21 protein-coding genes are annotated in these 21,786 nt (G+C 29.2%); all 21 read right to left on the bottom strand.

From position 1 onward, the window contains the following. Nucleotides 1-8: 8 nt before the first annotated feature. Complete coding sequence (locus ABTV69_RS01515; RefSeq protein WP_433833647.1) at nt 9-884, bottom strand: hypothetical protein; 876 nt, start codon at nt 882-884, stop codon at nt 9-11. Next, nucleotides 884-2,317: an MBOAT family O-acyltransferase gene (locus ABTV69_RS01520; RefSeq protein ID WP_433833649.1), complete on the bottom strand. Its 1,434-nt coding sequence runs from the start codon at nt 2,315-2,317 to the stop codon at nt 884-886. Before ABTV69_RS01520 ends, ABTV69_RS01515 begins: the two co-directional genes overlap by 1 nt. Nucleotides 2,318-2,323: 6 nt before the next feature. Beyond that, a complete protein-coding gene (locus ABTV69_RS01525; RefSeq protein WP_433833651.1) occupies nt 2,324-3,721 on the bottom strand; it encodes a UDP-glycosyltransferase in 1,398 nt (465 codons plus the stop codon). Nucleotides 3,722-3,756: 35 nt separating this feature from the next. Next, on the bottom strand, nt 3,757-4,575 hold the full coding sequence (locus ABTV69_RS01530) for a polysaccharide pyruvyl transferase family protein (RefSeq protein WP_433833653.1): 819 nt from the start codon (nt 4,573-4,575) through the stop codon (nt 3,757-3,759). Nucleotides 4,576-4,579: 4 nt separating this feature from the next. Continuing rightward, nucleotides 4,580-5,455, bottom strand: a complete 876-nt coding sequence (locus ABTV69_RS01535) for an N-acetylneuraminate synthase family protein (protein WP_433833655.1) — start codon at nt 5,453-5,455, stop codon at nt 4,580-4,582. Beyond that, nucleotides 5,442-6,608, bottom strand: a complete 1,167-nt coding sequence (locus ABTV69_RS01540; RefSeq protein ID WP_433833657.1) for a cytidylyltransferase domain-containing protein — start codon at nt 6,606-6,608, stop codon at nt 5,442-5,444. Before ABTV69_RS01540 ends, ABTV69_RS01535 begins: the two co-directional genes overlap by 14 nt. 64 nt (nt 6,609-6,672) lie before the next feature. Next, nucleotides 6,673-7,605 (bottom strand): hypothetical protein, encoded by a 933-nt coding sequence (locus tag ABTV69_RS01545; RefSeq protein WP_433833659.1) that lies wholly within the window; start codon nt 7,603-7,605, stop codon nt 6,673-6,675. A gap of 51 nt (nt 7,606-7,656) precedes the next feature. Continuing rightward, nucleotides 7,657-8,613: a glycosyltransferase family 10 domain-containing protein gene (locus ABTV69_RS01550; RefSeq protein WP_433833661.1), complete on the bottom strand. Its 957-nt coding sequence runs from the start codon at nt 8,611-8,613 to the stop codon at nt 7,657-7,659. Between the two features lie 10 nt (nt 8,614-8,623). Further along, nucleotides 8,624-9,241 (bottom strand): hypothetical protein, encoded by a 618-nt coding sequence (locus ABTV69_RS01555; protein WP_433833663.1) that lies wholly within the window; start codon nt 9,239-9,241, stop codon nt 8,624-8,626. After that, nucleotides 9,222-10,367: a glycosyltransferase family 4 protein gene (locus tag ABTV69_RS01560; protein WP_433833665.1), complete on the bottom strand. Its 1,146-nt coding sequence runs from the start codon at nt 10,365-10,367 to the stop codon at nt 9,222-9,224. The genes ABTV69_RS01555 and ABTV69_RS01560 overlap by 20 nt, the downstream gene beginning before the upstream one ends. Further along, nucleotides 10,367-11,440, bottom strand: coding sequence for a glycosyltransferase family 2 protein (locus ABTV69_RS01565; protein WP_433833667.1), 1,074 nt, complete (start codon nt 11,438-11,440; stop codon nt 10,367-10,369). The genes ABTV69_RS01560 and ABTV69_RS01565 overlap by 1 nt, the downstream gene beginning before the upstream one ends. Before the next feature lie 221 nt (nt 11,441-11,661). Continuing rightward, nucleotides 11,662-12,441 (bottom strand): glycosyltransferase, encoded by a 780-nt coding sequence (locus ABTV69_RS01570; RefSeq protein WP_433833669.1) that lies wholly within the window; start codon nt 12,439-12,441, stop codon nt 11,662-11,664. A 7-nt stretch (nt 12,442-12,448) separates the two neighbouring features. Beyond that, the gene (locus ABTV69_RS01575) at nt 12,449-13,300 is read right to left on the bottom strand and encodes a glycosyltransferase family 2 protein (RefSeq protein WP_433833671.1); all 852 of its coding nucleotides are present in this window, start codon (nt 13,298-13,300) and stop codon (nt 12,449-12,451) included. Then, nucleotides 13,297-14,142 (bottom strand): glycosyltransferase family A protein, encoded by an 846-nt coding sequence (locus ABTV69_RS01580; RefSeq protein ID WP_433833673.1) that lies wholly within the window; start codon nt 14,140-14,142, stop codon nt 13,297-13,299. Before ABTV69_RS01580 ends, ABTV69_RS01575 begins: the two co-directional genes overlap by 4 nt. Before the next feature lie 35 nt (nt 14,143-14,177). Further along, complete coding sequence (locus ABTV69_RS01585; RefSeq protein ID WP_433833675.1) at nt 14,178-15,077, bottom strand: glycosyltransferase family 2 protein; 900 nt, start codon at nt 15,075-15,077, stop codon at nt 14,178-14,180. 236 nt (nt 15,078-15,313) lie between these two features. Next, nucleotides 15,314-16,186, bottom strand: coding sequence for a glycosyltransferase family 2 protein (locus ABTV69_RS01590; RefSeq protein WP_433833677.1), 873 nt, complete (start codon nt 16,184-16,186; stop codon nt 15,314-15,316). 8 nt (nt 16,187-16,194) lie between these two features. Next, entirely contained in the window at nt 16,195-17,016 is an 822-nt protein-coding gene (locus tag ABTV69_RS01595) for an FkbM family methyltransferase (RefSeq protein WP_433833679.1), read from the bottom strand. A 7-nt stretch (nt 17,017-17,023) separates the two neighbouring features. Next, entirely contained in the window at nt 17,024-17,539 is a 516-nt protein-coding gene (locus ABTV69_RS01600; RefSeq protein WP_433833681.1) for an acyltransferase, read from the bottom strand. Beyond that, on the bottom strand, nt 17,524-18,741 hold the full coding sequence (locus ABTV69_RS01605; RefSeq protein ID WP_433833683.1) for an ABC transporter ATP-binding protein: 1,218 nt from the start codon (nt 18,739-18,741) through the stop codon (nt 17,524-17,526). The genes ABTV69_RS01600 and ABTV69_RS01605 overlap by 16 nt, the downstream gene beginning before the upstream one ends. Next, the gene (locus ABTV69_RS01610; protein WP_433833685.1) at nt 18,741-19,604 is read right to left on the bottom strand and encodes an ABC transporter permease; all 864 of its coding nucleotides are present in this window, start codon (nt 19,602-19,604) and stop codon (nt 18,741-18,743) included. The genes ABTV69_RS01605 and ABTV69_RS01610 overlap by 1 nt, the downstream gene beginning before the upstream one ends. A 135-nt stretch (nt 19,605-19,739) precedes the next feature. Then, nucleotides 19,740-21,707: a polysaccharide biosynthesis protein gene (locus ABTV69_RS01615; protein ID WP_433833687.1), complete on the bottom strand. Its 1,968-nt coding sequence runs from the start codon at nt 21,705-21,707 to the stop codon at nt 19,740-19,742. Between the last annotated feature and the right edge of the window lie 79 nt (nt 21,708-21,786).

The raw sequence follows: 21,786 nt of genomic DNA on the forward strand, positions 1-21,786 counted from the left end.
TTTACTTCTTAAAAAAAATCGTTTAAAATCTTTGCTGTAAACAGTTTTGCTCCTTGATCGGTCATATGCCCGCAAGAGGAAAAGTATTTATCTTCTACGACAACATTTTCATAATTATAAATTTCAGGATATGCTTTCTTTACTTTATCGAAATAATTCATTCCAACAACATTCTCACACATTGGTGTCATTACAGCAATGAAATTGATGTTATTCTTTTTACAAATGTTTTTAATTTCTTCGTAGTACTTATTATGTGGTAGCGGATTTAAATTGACAATATTATTCTTCATATTACCATTTTTATGCTTTTCTAAAGGATAATATCCTAAATTGTCTAATGCATTCGTTTTTTCATTTATTGCTATTTTGTAGACTTCTCTAAAACCAATTTTAGAATCAAATTTTACATACCTATAAAACGGAATATAATATAATTCATTAAAATATTCCTCTTTAGAGAAATGATCTTTTATAACTTTCGAACAATGAATATACGGTAAAAACTTAGTTGCAACTCCTTCTGATTCTTGATCGTTGGAAAGATTTAAATCGGCTTCAAGAATCACGTTTTTGATTTCATATTTTCGTTCTATCATTAATTTCAACATTAAAGAAGCTTCAAATAAATGTCCGCCACTCATGCCGTAGTTAAATGTTTTTAGTCCTTTGCCTTCAAACATTTGTGATACGAAATGATTATTAGCTCTTGATGACCCTAAAATTACTACGTCGTATTTCTTCGCTGTAGAATTGAAAACCGTTTCAATTTTTCCACGTTTTTTTGATTGCATAAAGACATAAGTATAAAGTCCGTCCAAAAGAACTGCTATCAGAACTGTTAAAAGAAAAATTCCAAATATGTATAATAAAAACTTCTTCATTAAAATTGAAAATAAATAAATTCTTTATAATCTGAATAAGTTCCAAATGCTATAATAGCCATAATAGCCAATGCTATTTTTAGAAAACTTCTTTTTCCAGAAATTGGTTCAACTTTAGTTTTATTGTTCCATTCTATTAAAACAAATAAACCAATCATAAGTAACAACTCATAATTATATCGTTCGTTATCTAAATATTGAAAACCAAACTCTCTATCCGTAAATATTCTTTTTAGATATAAAACTGCATCGGTAATCGTTTTTGCTCTAAAAAACACCCATGCAACACATGTCAGTAAAAAAGTAGTTAGAATGCTAAACAATACTTTTAAAGAATTCAAATTCCATTTTAAAACTATTGAATCCATATTGTTTCTATTGCTATTTGAAAGTAATAACGGAAGGAAATAAACGGCATTTATAAATCCCCAAACAATATACGTCCAATTGGCGCCATGCCAAAAACCGCTAACAATAAAAATGATAAATGTGTTTCTTATTTTCATCCAAAGCCCACCTTTACTTCCTCCTAATGGGATATACAAATAATCTCTAAACCAAGAAGAAAGCGAAATATGCCAACGACGCCAAAATTCGGCAATATCTCTTGAAAAATAGGGATAATTGAAGTTTCTTAATAACTCTAAACCAAACAATTTAGAAACCCCCAAAGCAATATCTGAATATCCTGAAAAATCTCCATAAATCTGAAAAGCAAAATAAATTGCCCCCAAAATCAATGAAAACGAATTCATCGAAGGATAATGGTCAAAAATGGCATTGGCATAAACGGCGCAAGTATCTGCAATAACTACTTTTTTAACTAATCCCCAAACAATTTGATAAACGCCTTCTTTTGCTTTTTCAAGATTAAATTTACGTTTTTCTTTTAGTTCAGGAAGCAAATGTGCTGCTCTTTCTATTGGTCCAGCAACTAATAGTGGAAAATAACTCACAAACAGCGAGTAATCAACAAAATTGTATTCTGCTTTAATTCTTTTATAATAAATATCAATTACATAAGATAATCCGTGGAAAGTATAGAATGAAATACCAACGGGCAGAATGACGTTCAATAACATTGGACTAACCTTAAACCCAAATGAAGTGAACATTTCAGCAAAAGAACTTGCAAAAAAGTTATAATATTTAAATACTCCTAAGAATCCTAAATTCACTAATACACTAAGCCAGAACCAAAATTTTCTTCCCTTATCAGAATTACTTTTTTCAATCTGTATTCCTGTAAAATAATCTAAGAATGTAGAGAAAACTAATAAGAACAGAAATCTCCAATCCCAACAGGAATAAAAATAATAGCTTGCAATAATCAATAATGCATTCTGTGTGCTTTTTGTTTTATTGAATACAAACCAATAGAGAAAAAAAACGATTGGCAAAAAAATGGCAAATGCCAGCGAGTTAAAGAACATAACGGGTTACTTTTTTAAAATGCTGTTTAAACTTTCCCATATTTTTTCAGATGCCTGAGTTGGATTTGGCCCGACAATAATCTCAAACCACTTTTTACTCTCTTTTACGCTTGAAATTTTTCCATCGAGAATATCTTTAACCATACTAGTTAAATCTTTTTTATCTCTTATCCACAAGGCCGCTTCTTCTGAGGGTTTTGATCTAAAATGTATGTATTTGTAGTTTTGCCCGATATCGCGAATTCCTTTTTTTAATTGTGGCTGTTCATAATTAAAAAACAAACATGATTTATCATGAGCTGAGAAATCAAACACCATTGAAGAAGCTATATTACCAACAAATTCTGTGTATTCACAAATATTTGTTTGTAATGCAAAATCCTCTTTTGTTGGCATAATTTCATTCCAGCTTTGTCCAACTGGGCTCCAAAGCGGGTCGATGCTTACAATGACATCTTGATATTTCTTCAAAACCTCATCATAACGATCTGTAAAGTCTACAGGACATTTTCTGTAAATTATACCTAATGAATATCCTCTTTGGTTTAATTCTCTAACTGATAGTGCTAAATCTTCTAAATAATATTGATCTAAGGGAGAGGTTACAATATCATCTCCGGAATAACAGATATATTTCTTGTTTAGATCCAGATTATGAGAATTATAAAACTCTTCTTTTGATTGTAAAAGCGATTTATCAAAATGACTTTCAAACTGAGGTGTTCCCGTTACAAAAATCTGATCTTCTTTTACATAAGGGCAATACATTAAAACCTCTTTTTTCATGTGTTCACTCCACACGAAATAGTAATCTGTTTCTACCAAAGTTGTAGCTTTAGGAAGATTATCCCAAGAAAAGATAAAAGTTCCTGTTGGAATTCCTAAATCCTGCGCTGCCAAGATAGATGAAATGGCTTGAGTAGGACGTTGATTTGTACAAAAAACAAAATCAGGTTTATGTTCTTCTAATTGTTTTTTGCTTTCTCTGTATTTACTTGTAGTGCGCTCACCTTTTTTTATTTGCTCTCGAACAAAGTTGATTCCTATTTCATTAGAACCAAAAGCTGTCAGAACATCAACCATTAAACTTTTAGCAAGATTAGTAACTCCCTTATAGGATTGAGGAAAATTATAAGTATTGTAAACGACTTCTTTAAACTTCTTATCAAAGAAGTTCAGCTCCATTCTTTTACGTGCACGGCTGTAAACCGTTGTTACAGGATGTAATGATTTTTCTTGAATTTTTAATTCTTTAAAACCTAATTTTTCCTTAATAGAAAATGGTGTGTTATTCCAATACGTAATATCGAAATCATTTTTTTCTCCAATTTCTTTAAAAGAGGTTAAAGCAAAATTGCGAAGTCCAACACCGTCAGGTAAAAAAATAAATATGTTTTTTTTCATCAAAGACAAAATCTATAATATGCTAGTAAAAGTTTTTATTTAAAAGGGCAAACACTCATCAGTCCTTCACACAATTGATCTATAACTTGTTTTTTAGGAAGATTTGGAAGTTTTTCGAATAAATCTTCCAATTCAGAAATCGAATATTTTTCTAGCCTTATTTCTTGTTTAAAAAAAGGTAGCTTGACAGATTCGTAATAATCTTGGTATTTTATATCATCGCCAAACACTTTATCTGAAAATTTCTGCCAAACAGCTGGAATATTATAAGCATGAGCAATAATAACTCCATGAAGTGAAGAAGAAACAATTTTTTCGCATTGAAGGAATTCTATTGTTTTTGCTTCAACATCATTTGTCATCATATCAATTAGAAATATTTCCGGATTGTCTTTAAACCAGTCTTTAACTAATTTAAAATCGTTGTAATGAGGCACAAAACCATATTTATATTTTTTTTCAATCTTCGGATTAAAATATCTCGGCAATAACAAAGCTGGATCGCCATAAACTTCTGGAACTTCGAAAGAAAGATCTAAAAGATATTTTCTCGTCTGTGGTCCGCGAACAGCAAGAAAATTTGCATTCTTTACTTTTGTTTTCTGATCAATTATACCACTTCCCCAAACAATGCATTTATGATTTATGTTTGCTAGTATACTTCCAACAGTTACATAAATTGGTGCAAACCAATCTAAAATAGAAAACTTTTTTGGCCAGGCAAAAACCACTTTTTTCGAAGATATTTTCTCTACAAGATATTTGCCAACAAGATCTCCGTAATTCTCCCTATCTTTATTTTGAATGATTTTTTCATTCCACCAAAAAAGCCTAATTGTGTTTGAGAAAAACATATAATTAAACCTTTTTATTTTTAAGTTTATCTCTCTGAATTTGTTCGATGGGCAAAATATCAGAAGACTTGAAAGTCAATGCCTGATAAACTGCATTTAAATCACGAGTAAGCTTTCGTAATCCCATAGGTTCTAATGAAGCGGCATGATCTGTTCCTTTCCATGTTCGATCTAGGGTATAATGTCTTTCTATTATATTAGCCCCTAAAGTATAAGCTGCAATATCTACAGCAATACCTAAATGATGACCTGAAAAACCAATGTGCTTAACCTTTTGACCATATTTTTGTTGCAAAATAGTAATATCCAAAAGGCAAACATCCTCAAAAGGAACAGGATATCCTGATGTACAATTATATAAAACTAAATCTTGGTTTCTATCTTTTTTCATAAAGAAATCTACCAATGTATCTGTCTCGTTTTTGGTTGTCATTCCTGTAGAAATATGAATTTCACCAGAGTAATTTTCACTCAGCCATGCAAGCATTTCGAAATTATTATTACAAGCTGACGGAATTTTAATAAAATCTGGATTTAACGAAGCAATTTCTTTTGCCGAGGTGGTGTCCCAAACAGAAGTAGAATATGTGATTCCGATTTCGTCACAATATGCTTTTAGTTCTCTATGTTGTTCAACATCAAACTCTAAAAACTCTCTATGCGCCCCATAAGTTTCTCCATAAGAATTAGAAGCATTTGGGTGTGGGGCATGATATTGTTCTTCCGTTAGAAGCTCTTTATTGTTACGTTTTTGGAATTTAACAGCATCTGCGTTTCCGAAGATTTTAGCTATTTTAATTAACTCTTTTGCTATTTCCATTTCACCTTTGTGATTACATCCAATTTCTGCAATCACGTAAGGTTTCTTAAATTCCTTCATAACGTTTATTATACTTTAATAAAATTTCACAAGTTTCTCTTATTGCACCAGCTCCAGACTTATGAGTCAATACATAATCAGCATTTGCTTTTACAACATCTATTGCGTCAGCGGGTGTAAAAGACCATCCGACACTACAAATATTTGCCAAGTCATTTACATCATCGCCCACATAGGAAACGGCGCCAAAACTACTATTTCTCTCCGAAAGAAAATGCGTTAAAAAAGAAAATTTATCTTTTATTCCTAAAAAAGTATATTTGATCTGCAATTTCTTCATTCTCTGTGCAACTAACTCAGAATTTTCTGAAGTCATGACAACGACCTCAACATTATTTTGTCTTAAAATTTCCAAGCCCATTCCGTCGCGCATGTCAAATTTTTTAGCCATTTCTCCTTCGGCATCATAATATACGCATCCGTCGGTAAAAACACCGTCGACGTCTAAAACTAGATAATCAATTCTTTGATGTACTTTTTTCTTTTTTTGGCGATCTGCCAATAACTTTTCAATAATATCCCAATCGGAAAGACTATCAATTTCTACCAGAGATTCTTCTTCCATTTTTACCAACCCAATTGAACCACTTATTCTGTTTTTTGAACTTAGAAAAGATTCTTTTGTAGTAACATAAATAGCTCCGTTTTCAATCAATAATCCATCGAAATCTTGACGCCTTGGTCTTTTAAAAATATCATAATTACTTGGAGTTCCATCTGAATTCCAGATAAAACGGTGGGTATTGACAACAGTCAAGGCCGATTTTTTTTTATTGATAAGAATTTCGTTTAAAGCTAAATTTATATCTTTCGCCCTTGTCATTGGAGAAGTTGCCTGCAATAAACACAACAAATCAAAGTCATATTTTACAATTTCGGCAAATTCTAACATTGCACTTTCAGTTGATGCTGTATCAGAAGCATTTTCATCGTTTCTTAAAAGTGTTTTTACTTTTGAGCTCCATGAATATTCTTTCTTAATATAATCTATAATATCCTGATCGTCTGTGAAAACATAAACTTCATCCAATTTTGAAAAAACAGCCTCTGCTAAAACCCATGAGAAAAGCGGGCGCCCAAGCATCTTTTTTTTATTTTTCCCTGGAATTCCTTTAGAATTTTTACGTAATGGAATTATTGCTGTTTTTTTCATTTTATCTAGTTATTATTAGGAGTTGGTATAATTTTTAAAACAAAAAAAGCTAAACTTTTAACTTTTAAGAAGGAGTCCAATCGATATCTAAACTATAACAATTTTTGTCATCTCTCATTAATGCTACAAAGCGAGCTATGTTACTAGAATATGTGCCTACAAACATTTTTGAATTGATAAGTAAGTTCGCATCTTTTAGAACGTTTATTACTTCAGCTCTTTTTTTGACCTCGCTTTCTATTTTGTTATACTCTTTTTGAAAATACCCTATTCTATTGGGTTCACAAAGGCTTAAATAACTAAATTCAGGGTATTTTTCTTTAAAATCCTTTATGACTCCATAATCATCTGTGCAAATGGTAATTTTTTTTATATCTGAATTAACCTCTAAAATTTTATTTACATAAGATTCAATTTCGAATAAATCTGCTTCTTTACTTTTCCCTCTAATCTTATCGCCTCTTCTAACATGAATTCCGCAACTGGTTTTCACAAAATCAAGATCTATATTATTTATTGAAAAAACTTCTTGGGCGGTTTTCTTATTATAATCTAAAATTAGATTTAATATTTGCTTTTTTGCTTCAAAAATACCTCCTTTTATACCTAATTCTGGATAGTCAAAATGCTTTTCGAAAAATGGTTTGCTACTCATTTGATTCCAAATTTCACCTTGAATCATTTTTCTATTCATTAAATATTTATGATAAAATATATAAAAAGAATCCTTTCTCCTTTTTACAAATAAATCAGCAGGCAATGGGACAATACCATTGTATTCTGTAAATAATGGGTTAAAATATTCATTCCATCTTCCTCCAACCCAATTTTTACTATAAATTTTTAAACAAATTTTATTTTCAATACAATATAAAACAGCGAGAGCAAGATTATTAATTTCAGAAAAAAAACCCCTATTTGTTAAGGGATATATAAGTTCATCTTTTCTGTAGGAAGAATTTAATTTTTTATATGCTTCTCTATATTGATTTATCATTTTTTTTCTTTGCCTGGTATTAATTTAAAAAACATAAAAAAGTGTTTTCCCTTAAACTGAAATATACTCTAATTTTTCAACTATTTTTGTTAACATTTTTGCCCTTTCTTTTTTTGCAATTTCTTTTTTATTAGAACTTATAGTATTATATGTATCAATACATTTATTTAATCTGATGACATATTCGCTTTCTGTCATTTCTTGAACAAAATTAAATAATTCTTTAGGCTCTTTAAAATTAGAATAATCTATAAAACTATTTTTTGGAAAAATTTCATAAACATTTGTCCCTTTCCCATAATAGATTGGCAAACAATAACTTTCAATACTATTCCAAATTTTCTCTGTCATATAGTTGTATGCAATTGTATTTTCAAAGCACAAATTATATTGATAAGAATCTAAGATCTTTTTTTTTTCTTCTGTCCAGTTACCTGCTCTTGAATCTTTTTTGGAAATTCCATCAGGCCATCCTTTTCCATAAACATCAATTATTGAGCATTTGCTTCCTGCAATAGCAATTTGAGATCTTAAGGAAATTAAATCAATGTTAGTTCCGTTCTTGATTAACTTTGGTGCCTTTAATCCATTATAAAAAGACATAACAGCAACGATTTTTTTATTTTTTTTAAAATCTATAACTGATATTGGTTCAATTTTTTTATCTATCACTTCTGCAATGAAAGATAAATTTGATACAAAGACATCACGAGTATAAACATTCATAAAGTGAATATTTATTAGTCCAAAACATTTTTTTTTTAGTTTTTTAAAAGAAGTATCAAACCTTGGTTCATGAGTCCAAACTAAAAATTTTTTCTTCTGCAAAAACCTCCAAAAGTATTTTTTTAAATGCTTATAGTTCTGCGAAATTATAATGTCAGCGTCATTAACATTGTCTACAATAACTATGTTATTTGTTAATAGAAAATCTAAATCTCCTTCGACAAAATTATTAAAGGGTGTATATGCAAATGAAGAAGCTTTAAAAATTTTAATAGATTTCATTATTTTTTAATTATGGCTTTTTTATAAGATTAAAAATAGACTGTTGCCTCCATTCTTTATAATCTTCAATTTTGTAATTATATTTTTCGAATATTTGTACTAATTGTGCATATGTGTAATCACTTAACCAGCCATTTTTTTCTCTTGTCAATTTTACAATATCTGAACAACAATAAGACATTACAATTTGTTTTATCTCAGTATTAAATTGTGCAAAAACTTTATCAACATCATAAACATATTCTAGAACACCGCTAAATACAACAGTATTGTAATCTAATAAATTTATTGTTAATGTTTCATTGAGATCGCATACAACCGTTTCTTCAAATCTCTTTACAACATCTGAAGGTGTATATATTTCATAATTTTTTAAATAATCTTTCAAAAACATATTTCCAGCACCGAATTCAATTATCCGACTATGCGAATGAATATAATCTCCTAAAATTTTTGTTCTTTCATTCCAGTCTTCAAAAAGCTGCTCATTACACTCCCACCTCTCCACATCTGATTTTTTCTGTTCTCTTAATTGTGAAATTTTTTGCGATCTATTTTGAAAAATCTTGTTTTGTTTCGTGAAGGATTTTTTAATTTTTTTTATTATTCTAACAAGCAATTTCTTCATATAAATTTAAAATCTGTTTTTTAACTTTTTGCCTATTATATTTATCTCTAACATTTTCTTTATTGTACTTTAAGGCATCTTTAATCATTTTTTCATTCTTTAAAACAGCAATAATTGATTTTTTGATTTCATACAAATTTTCTGGATCATCAATCAAAAATCCGTTTCTTCCATGTTCAATAATCTCTTCTGTTACTTTTCCGGGATTAGACTGAATAGGAAAAGCTCCCATTCCCATTGCTTCGATTAATGAATTGGGAATTCCATCAGAAAGACTGTTCGCAACATAAATTAAAGATTTACCCATTAAACTTATTAAATCAGCGTTAGGAATAAAGTCTTTTTTCAGATATATGGTAAATTTTAATTTTTTAAAATTGCTATTTTCTTCAATATATTTTTTAATAAGTTCGTCTGCACCAAAAATAATTACTTCATATTCTTTTAACAATGCTATCAGTTCTTGATCTAATGCTTTTACAATATTTAATCCTCTTCCAATTTTATCGTTGTATCCTTTAATTAAAATAATCTTTCTTTCTTCAACAGGCGATATTTTGGCTGTAAAAAAATCAACCCCTCCATTTCCAGGAAAAACGCCCAAAAAAATCTTTCTAAAACCTTTTTCGGTTGCAATATTAAAATCTCGTGTACAATCTGTAATTAAATAATCTATTCTTTTAAAACATTTTCTTAAATCATTATCATTAATGCCAATCTGTTTAGAATAAAAAATATCGCTGCCCCATGAAGAGAACGCCCACTTTATTTTAGGATTCTCGTTCATTACATTTAATATAGGAAGACAAGATAATTGTAATGCAAAGCTATGTACAATATCTGGCTGAACTTGAAATAAATATTTTTCAAACTCCTTTGCAACGTCCTTTTCATTTATTTTCTGAATACTCTTATATACCACAGGAAATTTAACTTTTAGAAATGTTCTTCCTAAAAAATCCCATTTCATTTTCCAATTTGTTTGCTGCGATACCCAGTTTATTCTATCAGAATGTTTGCTCATTCCTGTAATATCAAACCAATAAACTTCATAGCCTGAATCCTGAAGTTGACTTACCCACCTAAAAAAGTGGATAGAAGGAATAGAAACCATTAAAATTCTCATTACGGAAAATAAATTTTAAGCTGAATTTCCTTTTTTTTCTGGTCAAAAAAATATTTGTACGGTAAATTTCTATAGTGAATAACAATTTCTTGCAAAATCATATCATTTACTTTTTCAAGTGATAAAAATTCCAAAGATTTCTTCCCAAAAACTTTTTTTACTTCTTGTTTAATTTTATTTGAGGGAATGGGATCTTTAATGACAAAAGAAATAATTTTATTTTTAAAATTACTCATCTGAGAAATAAATCCATCGATTTTGGCCTTTTCTGGCAAAATTTCTATAATAAAATCGGGATCTTGAAGCAGTTTCAAGTAGTGACTTTCGTCGGGCATTACTCCCCAATCAATATTTACATTGACTAAAGTTCTTTTGGTAATTTGAGAAAATGAGATATAAGAGTGATTTACTTTCTCTAAATTAAAGTGAAATGGTTGTGCACTATTTTTAGATCTATAATTTTTAGGATGCCACTGATGTTTCAAAAGAGTCTCATGGTTGTAAAATTCCACTTCAATTCCAGAATTCTGCAATCTAATATGTACATCTGTATCTTCGGCTCCCCATCCATGATAGAACTCATCATATCCATTAATTTCTCTTAATAATTTTGCTGGATACAATGTCATTCCTGTAGCCTCTTTCTGTGAAACAAAACTAACATTAGAATTAAAAAAGTCTTTATCTAGTTTTGTTTCTTCTTCATTTAAAAAACCAACTTGAAAATAGATGACACTTTTTTCTTTTTTAAGCTTATAAAGCTTCCTAACAAAATCGGTATGAAAAAGCATATCAATATCTCCAACAAAGAAAAAGTCTGTTGTGCATTTTTTCAAAGCAATGTTGATTGCTCGGGATTTGTTCCATAACTGACCCGAAACACTACATTTGATAAATAGGATTTTAGAATATTCAAATATTAATTTTTCTAATTCTAAAAAATATTCTTCGTCCGAACCATAATCCACAAAAAATAATTTAAAATCCTTTTCAGTTTGTTGTTCTAAAGAATCTAAGCACTTTTTTACTATGTGCAGATTGCGATTGCGGTTGGTTAAAACTAGTGTAATCATAATCTAATTATTCTTTAACGGTTTCATACATACAAAACCTTTCGATAAAGAAAATGCATAAATAATATATTCCTATAATAACACTTATAAAATCTAGAATAAGAATATTTTTCATTAAATATTTTTGCAGGTTCATATTAAATGAATATTATTTCAGGTGTCTAACTATAAAATATTTCATTCTTTAATATTTTTTCTATCTTATTATATGCTATAGTATTTTAAAATTTCTTAGGCTTCTTTATCACAAATTTTATTAAATAAATAAAACGATAAATTATATAATAAAAATCTACAAAAAAACTTTTTATTAAATTGTAAATGCTAACCATTAATCCTCTAAATGCATTTTCAAACGTGAAGTCTGTATGCCATAATTGATAATTCCCAACCATATCATTTTTAAATCTAAAAAGCTGTTGCTTGCGCGTTCGCTTTATTTCGTAATGAAAAATTGACGGAGAAAATTCGATATCATAATCTTTTTCCAAAACTCTTTTAGTCCATTCCTTATCCTCAAAAGTAGCTACATCTTCTCTAAATGGATATTTTTCCCAAACTCTTTTACTAAATGCAGAACCTGAAAAAATCAACCCAGATTTATTAGGGTCCATTTTTGCTGGAATTTTATTGATGAAATTTTTATAATCATTACTACTATGAAGACACCTTAGACCTGCTAGATTAGGATTACTTTCAAATCTCAATTTAATCTGCTTAAAAAAATCATGGCTAATTGGATAAGAATGTGCACTAAAAATAACAACAATTGGATATTGAGCTTCTCTGGCACATACATTGGCACTCCCGCCATAGCTAAACTTTTCTATAGTAACAAAACGAGCTTTAAAATTTTCGGCTATTTCTCTACTATTATCTAAAGACATATTATCAACAACGATAATTTCTCCAATATCTTCAGAATATCTTTCAGTTAAGTTTTTCAATAAAAAAGCTAATGCTTCTGATTGATTTTTAGTTCGAATAACAACCGAAATCATCTTACGTTTACTTTTGAGACCATAATTTTTGAAATATCCTGTAAGGTTTACAAATTATCTTTGCAATTTTATATTCTAAAGAATTTTTAATTTTTCTCTGGCTCGTACTAATTGTATTTTGACCATAAAAAAGAACTGTCATACAATTTTCAAAATCTGCAATGTAACACTCTTTATGTTTTTTAAAAATATATTCTTTAATAGTAATATCATAATTTGAAACGGTATCAACAAGCATTGATTTTTTTGCCTTTCGATAATAAAACAGAAACTCAGGGATTATTTTATATTTCCAACCCTTCTTAGTTATTGCAATCCAAAATTCCCAATCTTCAAATCCCTTTTTCATGCTTTCATCATACCCGCCTACTTCTTCCCAAAATTGCTTGCGATATAAAGAAGAGGCTATTAACTGATTTGCATATAACAAATATTCACAACTATCCCCTATTGGTTTCAGTTGAAAAATTACGTTTTCTTTTTTCTTTATAAAAAACTCGCTATAGCACGAAACAATAGCTAGAGATTTATCATTTTCTAATTCTGAAACTGCTCTAGTTATGTAATCATTATGAAAAATATCGTCTGCATCTAAAGGCAAAATATAACTGCCTTTTGAATGTTCTATTCCAAAATTTCTTGCGCTACTTAATCCACCATTTTTCTTTTCTAAATATTTAAATCTAAGATCCTTATTTCTCCACAGCTCAACAACTTCTGAAACATTATCAGGACTACCGTCGTTTACTACAATACATTCCCAATTTGAATACGTTTGATCTAAAACAGATTGTAATGAATCTTTTAAGAAATGAGCTTGATTATAGCATGGAACAATTATAGAAACTAATGCATTCATTTTTTTATTATTCGTTTTAGAAATCTTATGGGGCGTAAAATTAAATTTCCGATTCTATAATCTATTGTTTCTTTTGCTTTATTTTGATTTCTACTAAAAATCGAATTTTTTCTTAATAATTCTAGAGAATAATATTCAAAATGCTCTTTATACAATTCTTTATGTTTTACAAAAATATATTTTCTTAAATCATAATCATATTTGTTTAAAGCACTTTTGTTCCTCGATTGCATCTTTTGTCTATACGTATATAAAGGCTCTTGAAGAATTACCATTTCATAATTATGCTTTAAAATTGAAATCCAAAACTCCCAATCTTCATAACCATTCTGCATTTCAGCATCATAACCGGAAACCATTTCCCAACATTTTCTTCTAAACATAGAACTTGCTATTCCATTGTTTATAATAATAAAATCCTTTACAGATCCTCCATATGGTTTTTTTATTTCTTTCTCTAGAACATTATTTTTTAGAATTTTTACCCAAGAGCCAACAGCGGCGACTTTAGTATTATTATTTAGTACTTCAACAGCTTTTTCAATAAACGTAGCTTCAAAATAATCATCAGCATCAAGGTTCAATATATAATCGGTTTCTGCTAACTGAATGGCATTATTTCTCGTTTTACAAACCCCTTGATTCTCTTGATAAATAATTGTTACATTCTCATGGTCAATACTCTCAAGCACCTTTCTTGTTTCTCGCTCTGAACCATCGTCAACAATTATAATTTTATCTGCTTTTAAAGTTTGATTTAGTATAGAATCTAAAGCTTCCATAACATATAACCCATCATTATAACACGGAATTATGACTGTTACATTACTTTTAGCAACCATTGTTTGTAATTTAAGTTATTTAGAAAAAAAATCAGTTAAAAATAGTTTATGACGAATCTTCTAATCAGTTTTAAAAAGGAGAAAACTAAAAAATTAGTGATATATATTTTTGACAATTTTACCCATTCTGTAAAGGTCATTTTGCGATATTCTCTTAGAGCTATTTCTGTTTGCAAAACAATTTTACCGAGTTGAAAACTATTAAAATCTTTTTGATGATGATTAATTAAATCATTATAAAACATAATCTCAGCATTATTTTTCTCAATTAAATTATTGACATTACCTGTCAAACTTTCTGTAGAAACATTTATGAAAACTAAAGCTTCATTTATTGAATAGATTGGAAAAATTTCTGCAAACTCTAACCAAGCATAATCATCACTAAACCATGCTAGCGGATAATTTTTAAATTTATATTTTTTATAAATTTTTGTTCTAAAAATATGCTCTGATAAAGAGCTTCTTGATTCACGTGAAAATTTACGATAATAAGAATCAGATGCTTTTTCTAATTTTGGGTGAGTAAAAACTTTAGAAACTCTACCTCTTATATTATCTACAATTTGTGTAGAAAATCTTACTACATTACTTTTATTTCTATCAATTGCATCTAAATTTTGATAAAAAGCCGCAACAGTTCCTTCACTTAATTCATCATCATCGCCTAAAATCATCAACCATTTTTCATCATTCATAAGTTCGATGCATCTATCCCACTGACGAACCAAAGAAATGGACCCTAAATTATTATTGAACTTATGATAGACAAAATCAAATTTTCCTTTGTACTTTTCTAATAACTCTTCAGGATTTTCAGGACTTGCATCATTTCCAATGTAGACATTAAAACGTTTATCCGTTTGATTAGCTAATGATTTTAGAACTTTTTCAAAAAAAGTAATCTTGTAATATGGAATTACTATTGCGAGCACGATACTTATTTCTTTATGTCAATTTTTTAAAACTCAAACTATATTGTCGATTACCCCCCACTCTTTACATTCACTGAGAAGTAAATCTATACTTTTACTATTCAACTACACTTCGTATTTATTAAATACAAATAATATTTTTACCGTTGAAAATACTATTTTCACTTAAATAGGCCATTTTACACGAAGTGCATATAGTGGCAAAGTTTTTATTATGTCTTAATAATAAAACCAAATCAGAAAAAAAAATCGAAAACAAACAATTTTCGCTTGATTTTATTTACAATTAATGTTGGTTTTCTATAATTTTTCTTAAAAAAATCAAAAGCATTATGCAATTTAAATGATAGAATAAAAAACTTACTATTTAGTATTTTGAATTCTTTAGACCGTGCTAAGGTGATTTTCATATATTCATTGTAATATAATCTACTATGTTTTTTTACTATGTAATCACGATTTAAATAAAACATCGCATTAGTAAATGAATGAATCATTGAATTTTTAGAAACAAAATATTTGAAAGTAACCTCATGAAGATTATAAAAAACTGTTCCTTCGCCACTTAAGGAAATCCAAAACTCCCAATCTTCATGACCTTGATACGGCATATTTTGATCATAGCCTCCTACTTTTGCCCATAATTCCTTTTTGAAAATAGCACACGCATCAATATAATTATCAATTAATATTTTCGCTAAATCAAAATCATCTATTTTCCATAAGCCTTCTTTCTCTCCAAAATATTCTGCATATCCATGAACCACACCAATAGTAGAATCTTTTTCAAAAACAGCAATAGCTCGTCTCACAAAATTTTCATCAACAAGATTATCAGAATCCAACGGGAGAATATAAAATCCCTGTGCTTTTTCAATTCCAAAATTTCTTGTCTTACCTAAACCTTCATTTTTTTTTGCAAAATATTTAAAACGTTGATCTTTTAAAGTCCATTTTATTGCGATTTCTTCTGTTCTATCAGTTGAACCATCGTTCACAATTATCGCTTCCCATTCTTCAAAATTCTGATTCAGTACCGAATTTAAAGTTAATTCTAGAGTAGCTTCCGAATTGTAACAAGGAATTATTACGCTTAATTTTGGAGACATTTTATTTTTTAAAATTTGAGGTGTTTTTTATTTATACCAATGGTTGTTTCACCAGATTCTATTAATATAAATTGTTTTTGTTCTAGTATACTATAAATATTCGCTCTAATATTAAACTCATCGTGAATTTCAATGACAATCACTTTTGTGATATCTAAAAATGATAAATCCGAAGAACTTTCGAAGACAAATCTTTCAGCACCTTCGATATCTATTTTTAATAAAGTTATTTCTTGTAAGTTATTTTTCTTTACTATTTCATTGAGTGTAATTCCTTTAATATCTCCAGAATCACTTTCCTTTGTAGTAATTGACCAATCTTTTCCATCTCTAAAATCGTTCTCTATAGTAAAACACACATTTTCAGAACCAGAAAGAGCTTTATTTATTAAAAATAATATGTGTTTTGAATTTAAAGCTGCTGTATTTTTTTTTAAAATTTTAAAATTTTCTTTAGATGGTTCAATACAAAAAATTTTATTAAAAGATAAATTTTGATTTAAATAAATAGTTGCAAATCCTACATTTGCCCCTGCATCAATTAAAACACTTTCTTTTGAATTAAATTCGATATTAAGCTTTAGAATTGAGGAAACTGTTTTGTACTCTTCTAAAATAAACATTTGATTAAAAACAGCATAATCACTATGGCTTTGGTCTCTAAGATAAATAAGTTCATCATTATAGAACTTCAGCACAAATAAAGAATTAAATTGTTTAAACTCTTTTATTAAACTGCTTGCTTTTAATTTATTAATAAATTTTTGTTCCTCTGAAAATTTTACAGGAAATAAAGTACGGTATATTCTTCGTAGTTTTTTAAATTTCATCTTAGTACTACGTTCTAATTTTAATTAATTTGGCTGGTACTCCACCAACTATTGTATTTTCCAATACATTTTTTGTAACAACGGAACCTGCGGCAATTATAGCTCCTTCCCCGATAATTACTCCATCTAGAATTCGACAACCAGCACCAATCCAAACATTATTATTAATTACGATTCCTTTTCTGTTTTCTCCTTGCTTATTTATAGGGATGTTTAAATCATCAAATCGATGATTTGCAGGAATTATCATGACATGTCCTGCAATTAATACATTGTCCCCTATGGTTAAATTACCGTGTCCATATAGGATTGAATAAGGATTTATAGAACAAAAATTACCAACTTTTATGTTTCCTCCATACGTCATTAAAATTACACCATAAAGTAATTCACTATGTTTACCAATTACAATTGATCCGCCATAATTTGTTTCCAAAATAACGTTGGGATAAACTTTGACAGTCTTGTCTAATGATATTGAATCATTTTTTTTATATAACTTATTAATTAATTTCCGTACCATTTACAATCAATTTTTATGTCACCAATACTTCCATTATATATTTTATAATCGTTATCTAAGTCTTCTATTTGAAAATTACAGATATCAGTTACGTATTCAAAAACTCTTGAATCTTCAAATACTGCAACATCTAAACTGAACATTCCTTTTAATAGTGTTTTGGCAGGAATTTCACAAAAAACAATATCAGATTTGGAAGACATTAAATAAATCGTAGTAAATATTTTAACTTTATCGGAGTTTAGCACCGCAATCCCCACATTAATATTTTGAATATGATTATTAAGCAGTATTTCAATTTTGATAATTTCACTATGATGTAAATATTCGTTAGCTCCGAGAATCCTAACACTTTTGATACTATTTTCTTTAGGCTCTCTTTTGTTAAGATAAAATTTCTCCAGTACTAAGTTATTATTTAAATAATAATCTACCGACTCATTAATATTTCCTTGAAATACAGTTTTTCCATTCTCTAGAATCAGACCTCTAGTACAAAGACTTCTAACCGCCGGCATATTATGACTCACAAATAAAACAGTTCTCCCTTCACCCTTCGAAATATCCTGCATCTTACCAATAGCTTTTTTCTGAAATTCTGCGTCTCCAACGGCCAAAACCTCATCTACAACTAAAATTTCAGGCTCCAAAAAAGCAGCAACTGCAAATGCTAATCGAACTGTCATTCCAGAACTATATCTTTTTACAGGCGTGTCTATATAACGTTCGCATCCTGAGAATTCGATAATTTCATCCAATTTAGAAGTGATTTCTTTTTTGGTCATTCCAAGAATAGCTCCATTTAGAAATATATTTTCTCGTCCAGTCATTTCACCATTAAAACCGGTTCCCACTTCTAATAATGAGGCAATACGTCCTTTAGATTTGATACTTCCTGTCGTGGGAGCTGTAACTTTTGAAAGGATTTTCAAAAGTGTTGATTTTCCCGCTCCATTCTTCCCTATAATTCCTAAAACCTCTCCTCTTTCGACTTCAAAATTGATATCCTTTAATGCCCATACATAATCTGAAGTTCCTTTAGTCGAACGATCATTTGTATCTCCAATTTTTAAATACGGATCCTGTTTTCCCCGAATTTTATGCCACCATCTGTTTATATCATGACTTAAGGTTCCCGTTCCAACTTGTCCTAGACGGTACTGCTTAGAAATATTTTCAGCTCTTAATATAATATCTTTCATTATACAGTATCTATGAAACTTTTCTCTGTTCTATTAAAAACTAGCAATCCAGTGAAGAAAACAGCAATTGTCACTACTATTGTATATGCTAAGCCTAAAGCTGATAAACTGCCAATATTTAAAAGCATATAACGTGAAGTTTCTATCACATAAGCCAATGGATTGTATTGTACTAGCCAACCAAATTTTGGGAGTTTCTCTTTTATCAATTCCATTGGATACATTACTGCTGATATATACATTAATAATTGTACACCAAAGCCCACTAAATTGTTTAAATCCCTATATTTTGTAACCATCGATGAAATCATCATTCCTAGTCCAAGTCCTAAAATCCCCATAAATGCAATTAGAACTGGAAAAAATAATATTGATAGATTTAGGCTCAAATCTGCCCCTTGCCAATAAAAGAAAATGTAAAAAACGATAAAGATGCAAAACTGAATTCCAAATTTGACCAAATTTGAAATGACAATAGATAATGGGGTTATGATTCTCGGAAAATAGACTTTTCCGAATATATTGGCATTTGATTTAAAAGTATCAGAAGTTCCATTTAAACAAGCTGTAAAATAATTCCACACCATAATTCCTGCTAGATTAAATAAGAACGGCGGAATTGTTCCTGTCTTAATACCTGCAACGTTATTAAATATAATAGTAAAAGTAATTGATGTAAATAAAGGTTGAATTAAATACCACAAAGGACCTAAAACAGTTTGCTTATAAACTGTGATGATATCTCTTTTTACAAAAAGCATTAATAAATCCCTATACTGCCAAATTTCTTTAAAATTCAGCGAGAAAAATTTATTCTTTGGTGTTATTTCAAACAACCAATCGTTCGTATTTTTAGAATCCATTTAAAAAAAACTTTAAAAATCTTGCATTCGTAAAAATTAACAAGATTTTTAACATTTTAGAATTTATTTAAAAATAGCAAAAGGTGTTTTTAAAAAACACCTTTTGCTTATACTTGATTTGTATATTTAAGTATATTACTTGTCTAAGACTTCAAAAGTAGAATTCATGCTTTTGAATTCAGGAACAATCTTTTTCATCTTGGCAACAATATCATCGTTTTCGTAAAAATCAGCTATTCCAATTAGTTCATCAACATCATTATGAAGAGTTTCATATTCATCTTGAATTTCTTGCGCTATCATAATCTTATTATGATACGTCGGTAGCGTTTTAGAAGTATCATTTAATAATTCTTCATAAAGCTTTTCTCCAGGTCTTAAACCTACAATTTTAATCTTGATTTCTTTATCAGGTATGAAACCCGCTAGTTTAATCATTTTTCGTGCTAAATCAATAATTCTAACTGGTTTACCCATATCAAAGATATAAATCTCACCACCATTACCCATAGCTCCAGCTTCTAACACTAACTGACAAGCTTCTGGAATTGTCATAAAGTAACGTATAATGTCTTGATGCGTGATAGTAACTGGACCTCCTTCAGCAATTTGCTTAGTAAACAAAGGAACCACAGATCCGTTTGATCCTAAAACATTTCCAAAACGAGTAGTAATGAATTTGGTGCCACCTTCAACATTTTCTCTTTGATTTTTTAAGAATAAAGACTGTACATATTTTTCTGCAATACGTTTACTTGCTCCCATTACATTACTTGGGTTCACAGCTTTATCAGTAGAAACCATTACAAATTTCTTAACACGATATTTACAAGCTAAATCCGCAAGATTTTTTGTTCCCTTAATGTTGGTTTGAATCGCCTGAGAAGGGTTTTCTTCCATCAAAGGGACGTGTTTATAAGCAGCCGCATGAAAAACAACATGAGGAGTATAGCTTTTAAAAACTTTCTCTAATGCTTTTTTGCTTCTTACATCGGCAATCACAGCTACAATTTTAGTATCGACATTCATCCCTTGCGTTTCTAAACATAAATTATGTAAAGGTGTTTCGGCATGATCCACAACGATAACTCTTTTTGGATTAAAATTTAAGACCTGTCTTACTATTTCACTTCCAATTGATCCCGCTGCTCCACTTATAAGGATTGTTTTATCTTTTAATTGTTTTGAAATTGACTTACTGTCTAGAACTATAGGTTTTCTTTCCAATAAATCTTCAATCTGAATATTTTTTACTTTCTGAGAAATCTCTTTTTGATTTTCCCAATCAGAAATCAACGGAACCGTGTATACTCGATAATTAAATTCTAAACATTGATCAACAATAATAAGTTGCTCGTCTTTCGTTAAACTTTTATCTGCGATAATAACCCCCTCAGCAGCAACAGATCTCATTAATGCTGGAAGCTTTTTTCTTAAAATTAAGATAGGTAGATCCAGCATACGCTTAGACGCATTCTGATTGTTTTTATCTACAAATCCAACAATTTTAAATCGAGAAGGCGTTTCAAATTTTAAAGCATTGGCTACTGAAATTGCGTTTGCATCTGTCCCATAAATAACTGTTCGCACCAATTTAGTTGTTGCTTTTTCTGAAAAGTACATTTCAAAAGTTTGTTTTACGATAACGCGATATAAAAACAATCCACAAAACGACAAAACTAAGTTGATAAAAAGAGCCGTATTTAAAAAGGCTTTATGTCCTGTATATAATTCAAATACTAAATTAACAAACAGAAAGAATACCAAAACTGACATTTGAGAAAATAGCAGTTTTATTGCATCAATATAAGATGAATGCCTAATAATTCCTGAATAGGTTCTAAAAAGCCAAAAGAAAAATATATTAACCGTTATCAAACTAGCTACAAAATAAAAATCGTGCGATGTTATTATGTATCCTATTGCCGTTCCATCAAAAAGCAAATAAGTGAAAGAAAACGAAAAAAACAGAACCATTACATCAATAGCAACAATTATCCATCTAGGCAAATAGCTAAGATTATTGATATTTGCCCTAAGATTTCTTGGAGAAATGGATTTATACAACAAAGAAGTTATATTATTTGGTTTTTCTGTATTCAATTTAGGTTTTTTTAAGTCAGTAAAATTTGAACTTTCTACAAAAATACAAATTAAAGGTTTTAAATAGTTACTTGGAATA

Source organism: Flavobacterium anhuiense, assembly GCF_050990855.1.
GTDB lineage: Bacteria > Bacteroidota > Bacteroidia > Flavobacteriales > Flavobacteriaceae > Flavobacterium > Flavobacterium anhuiense_C.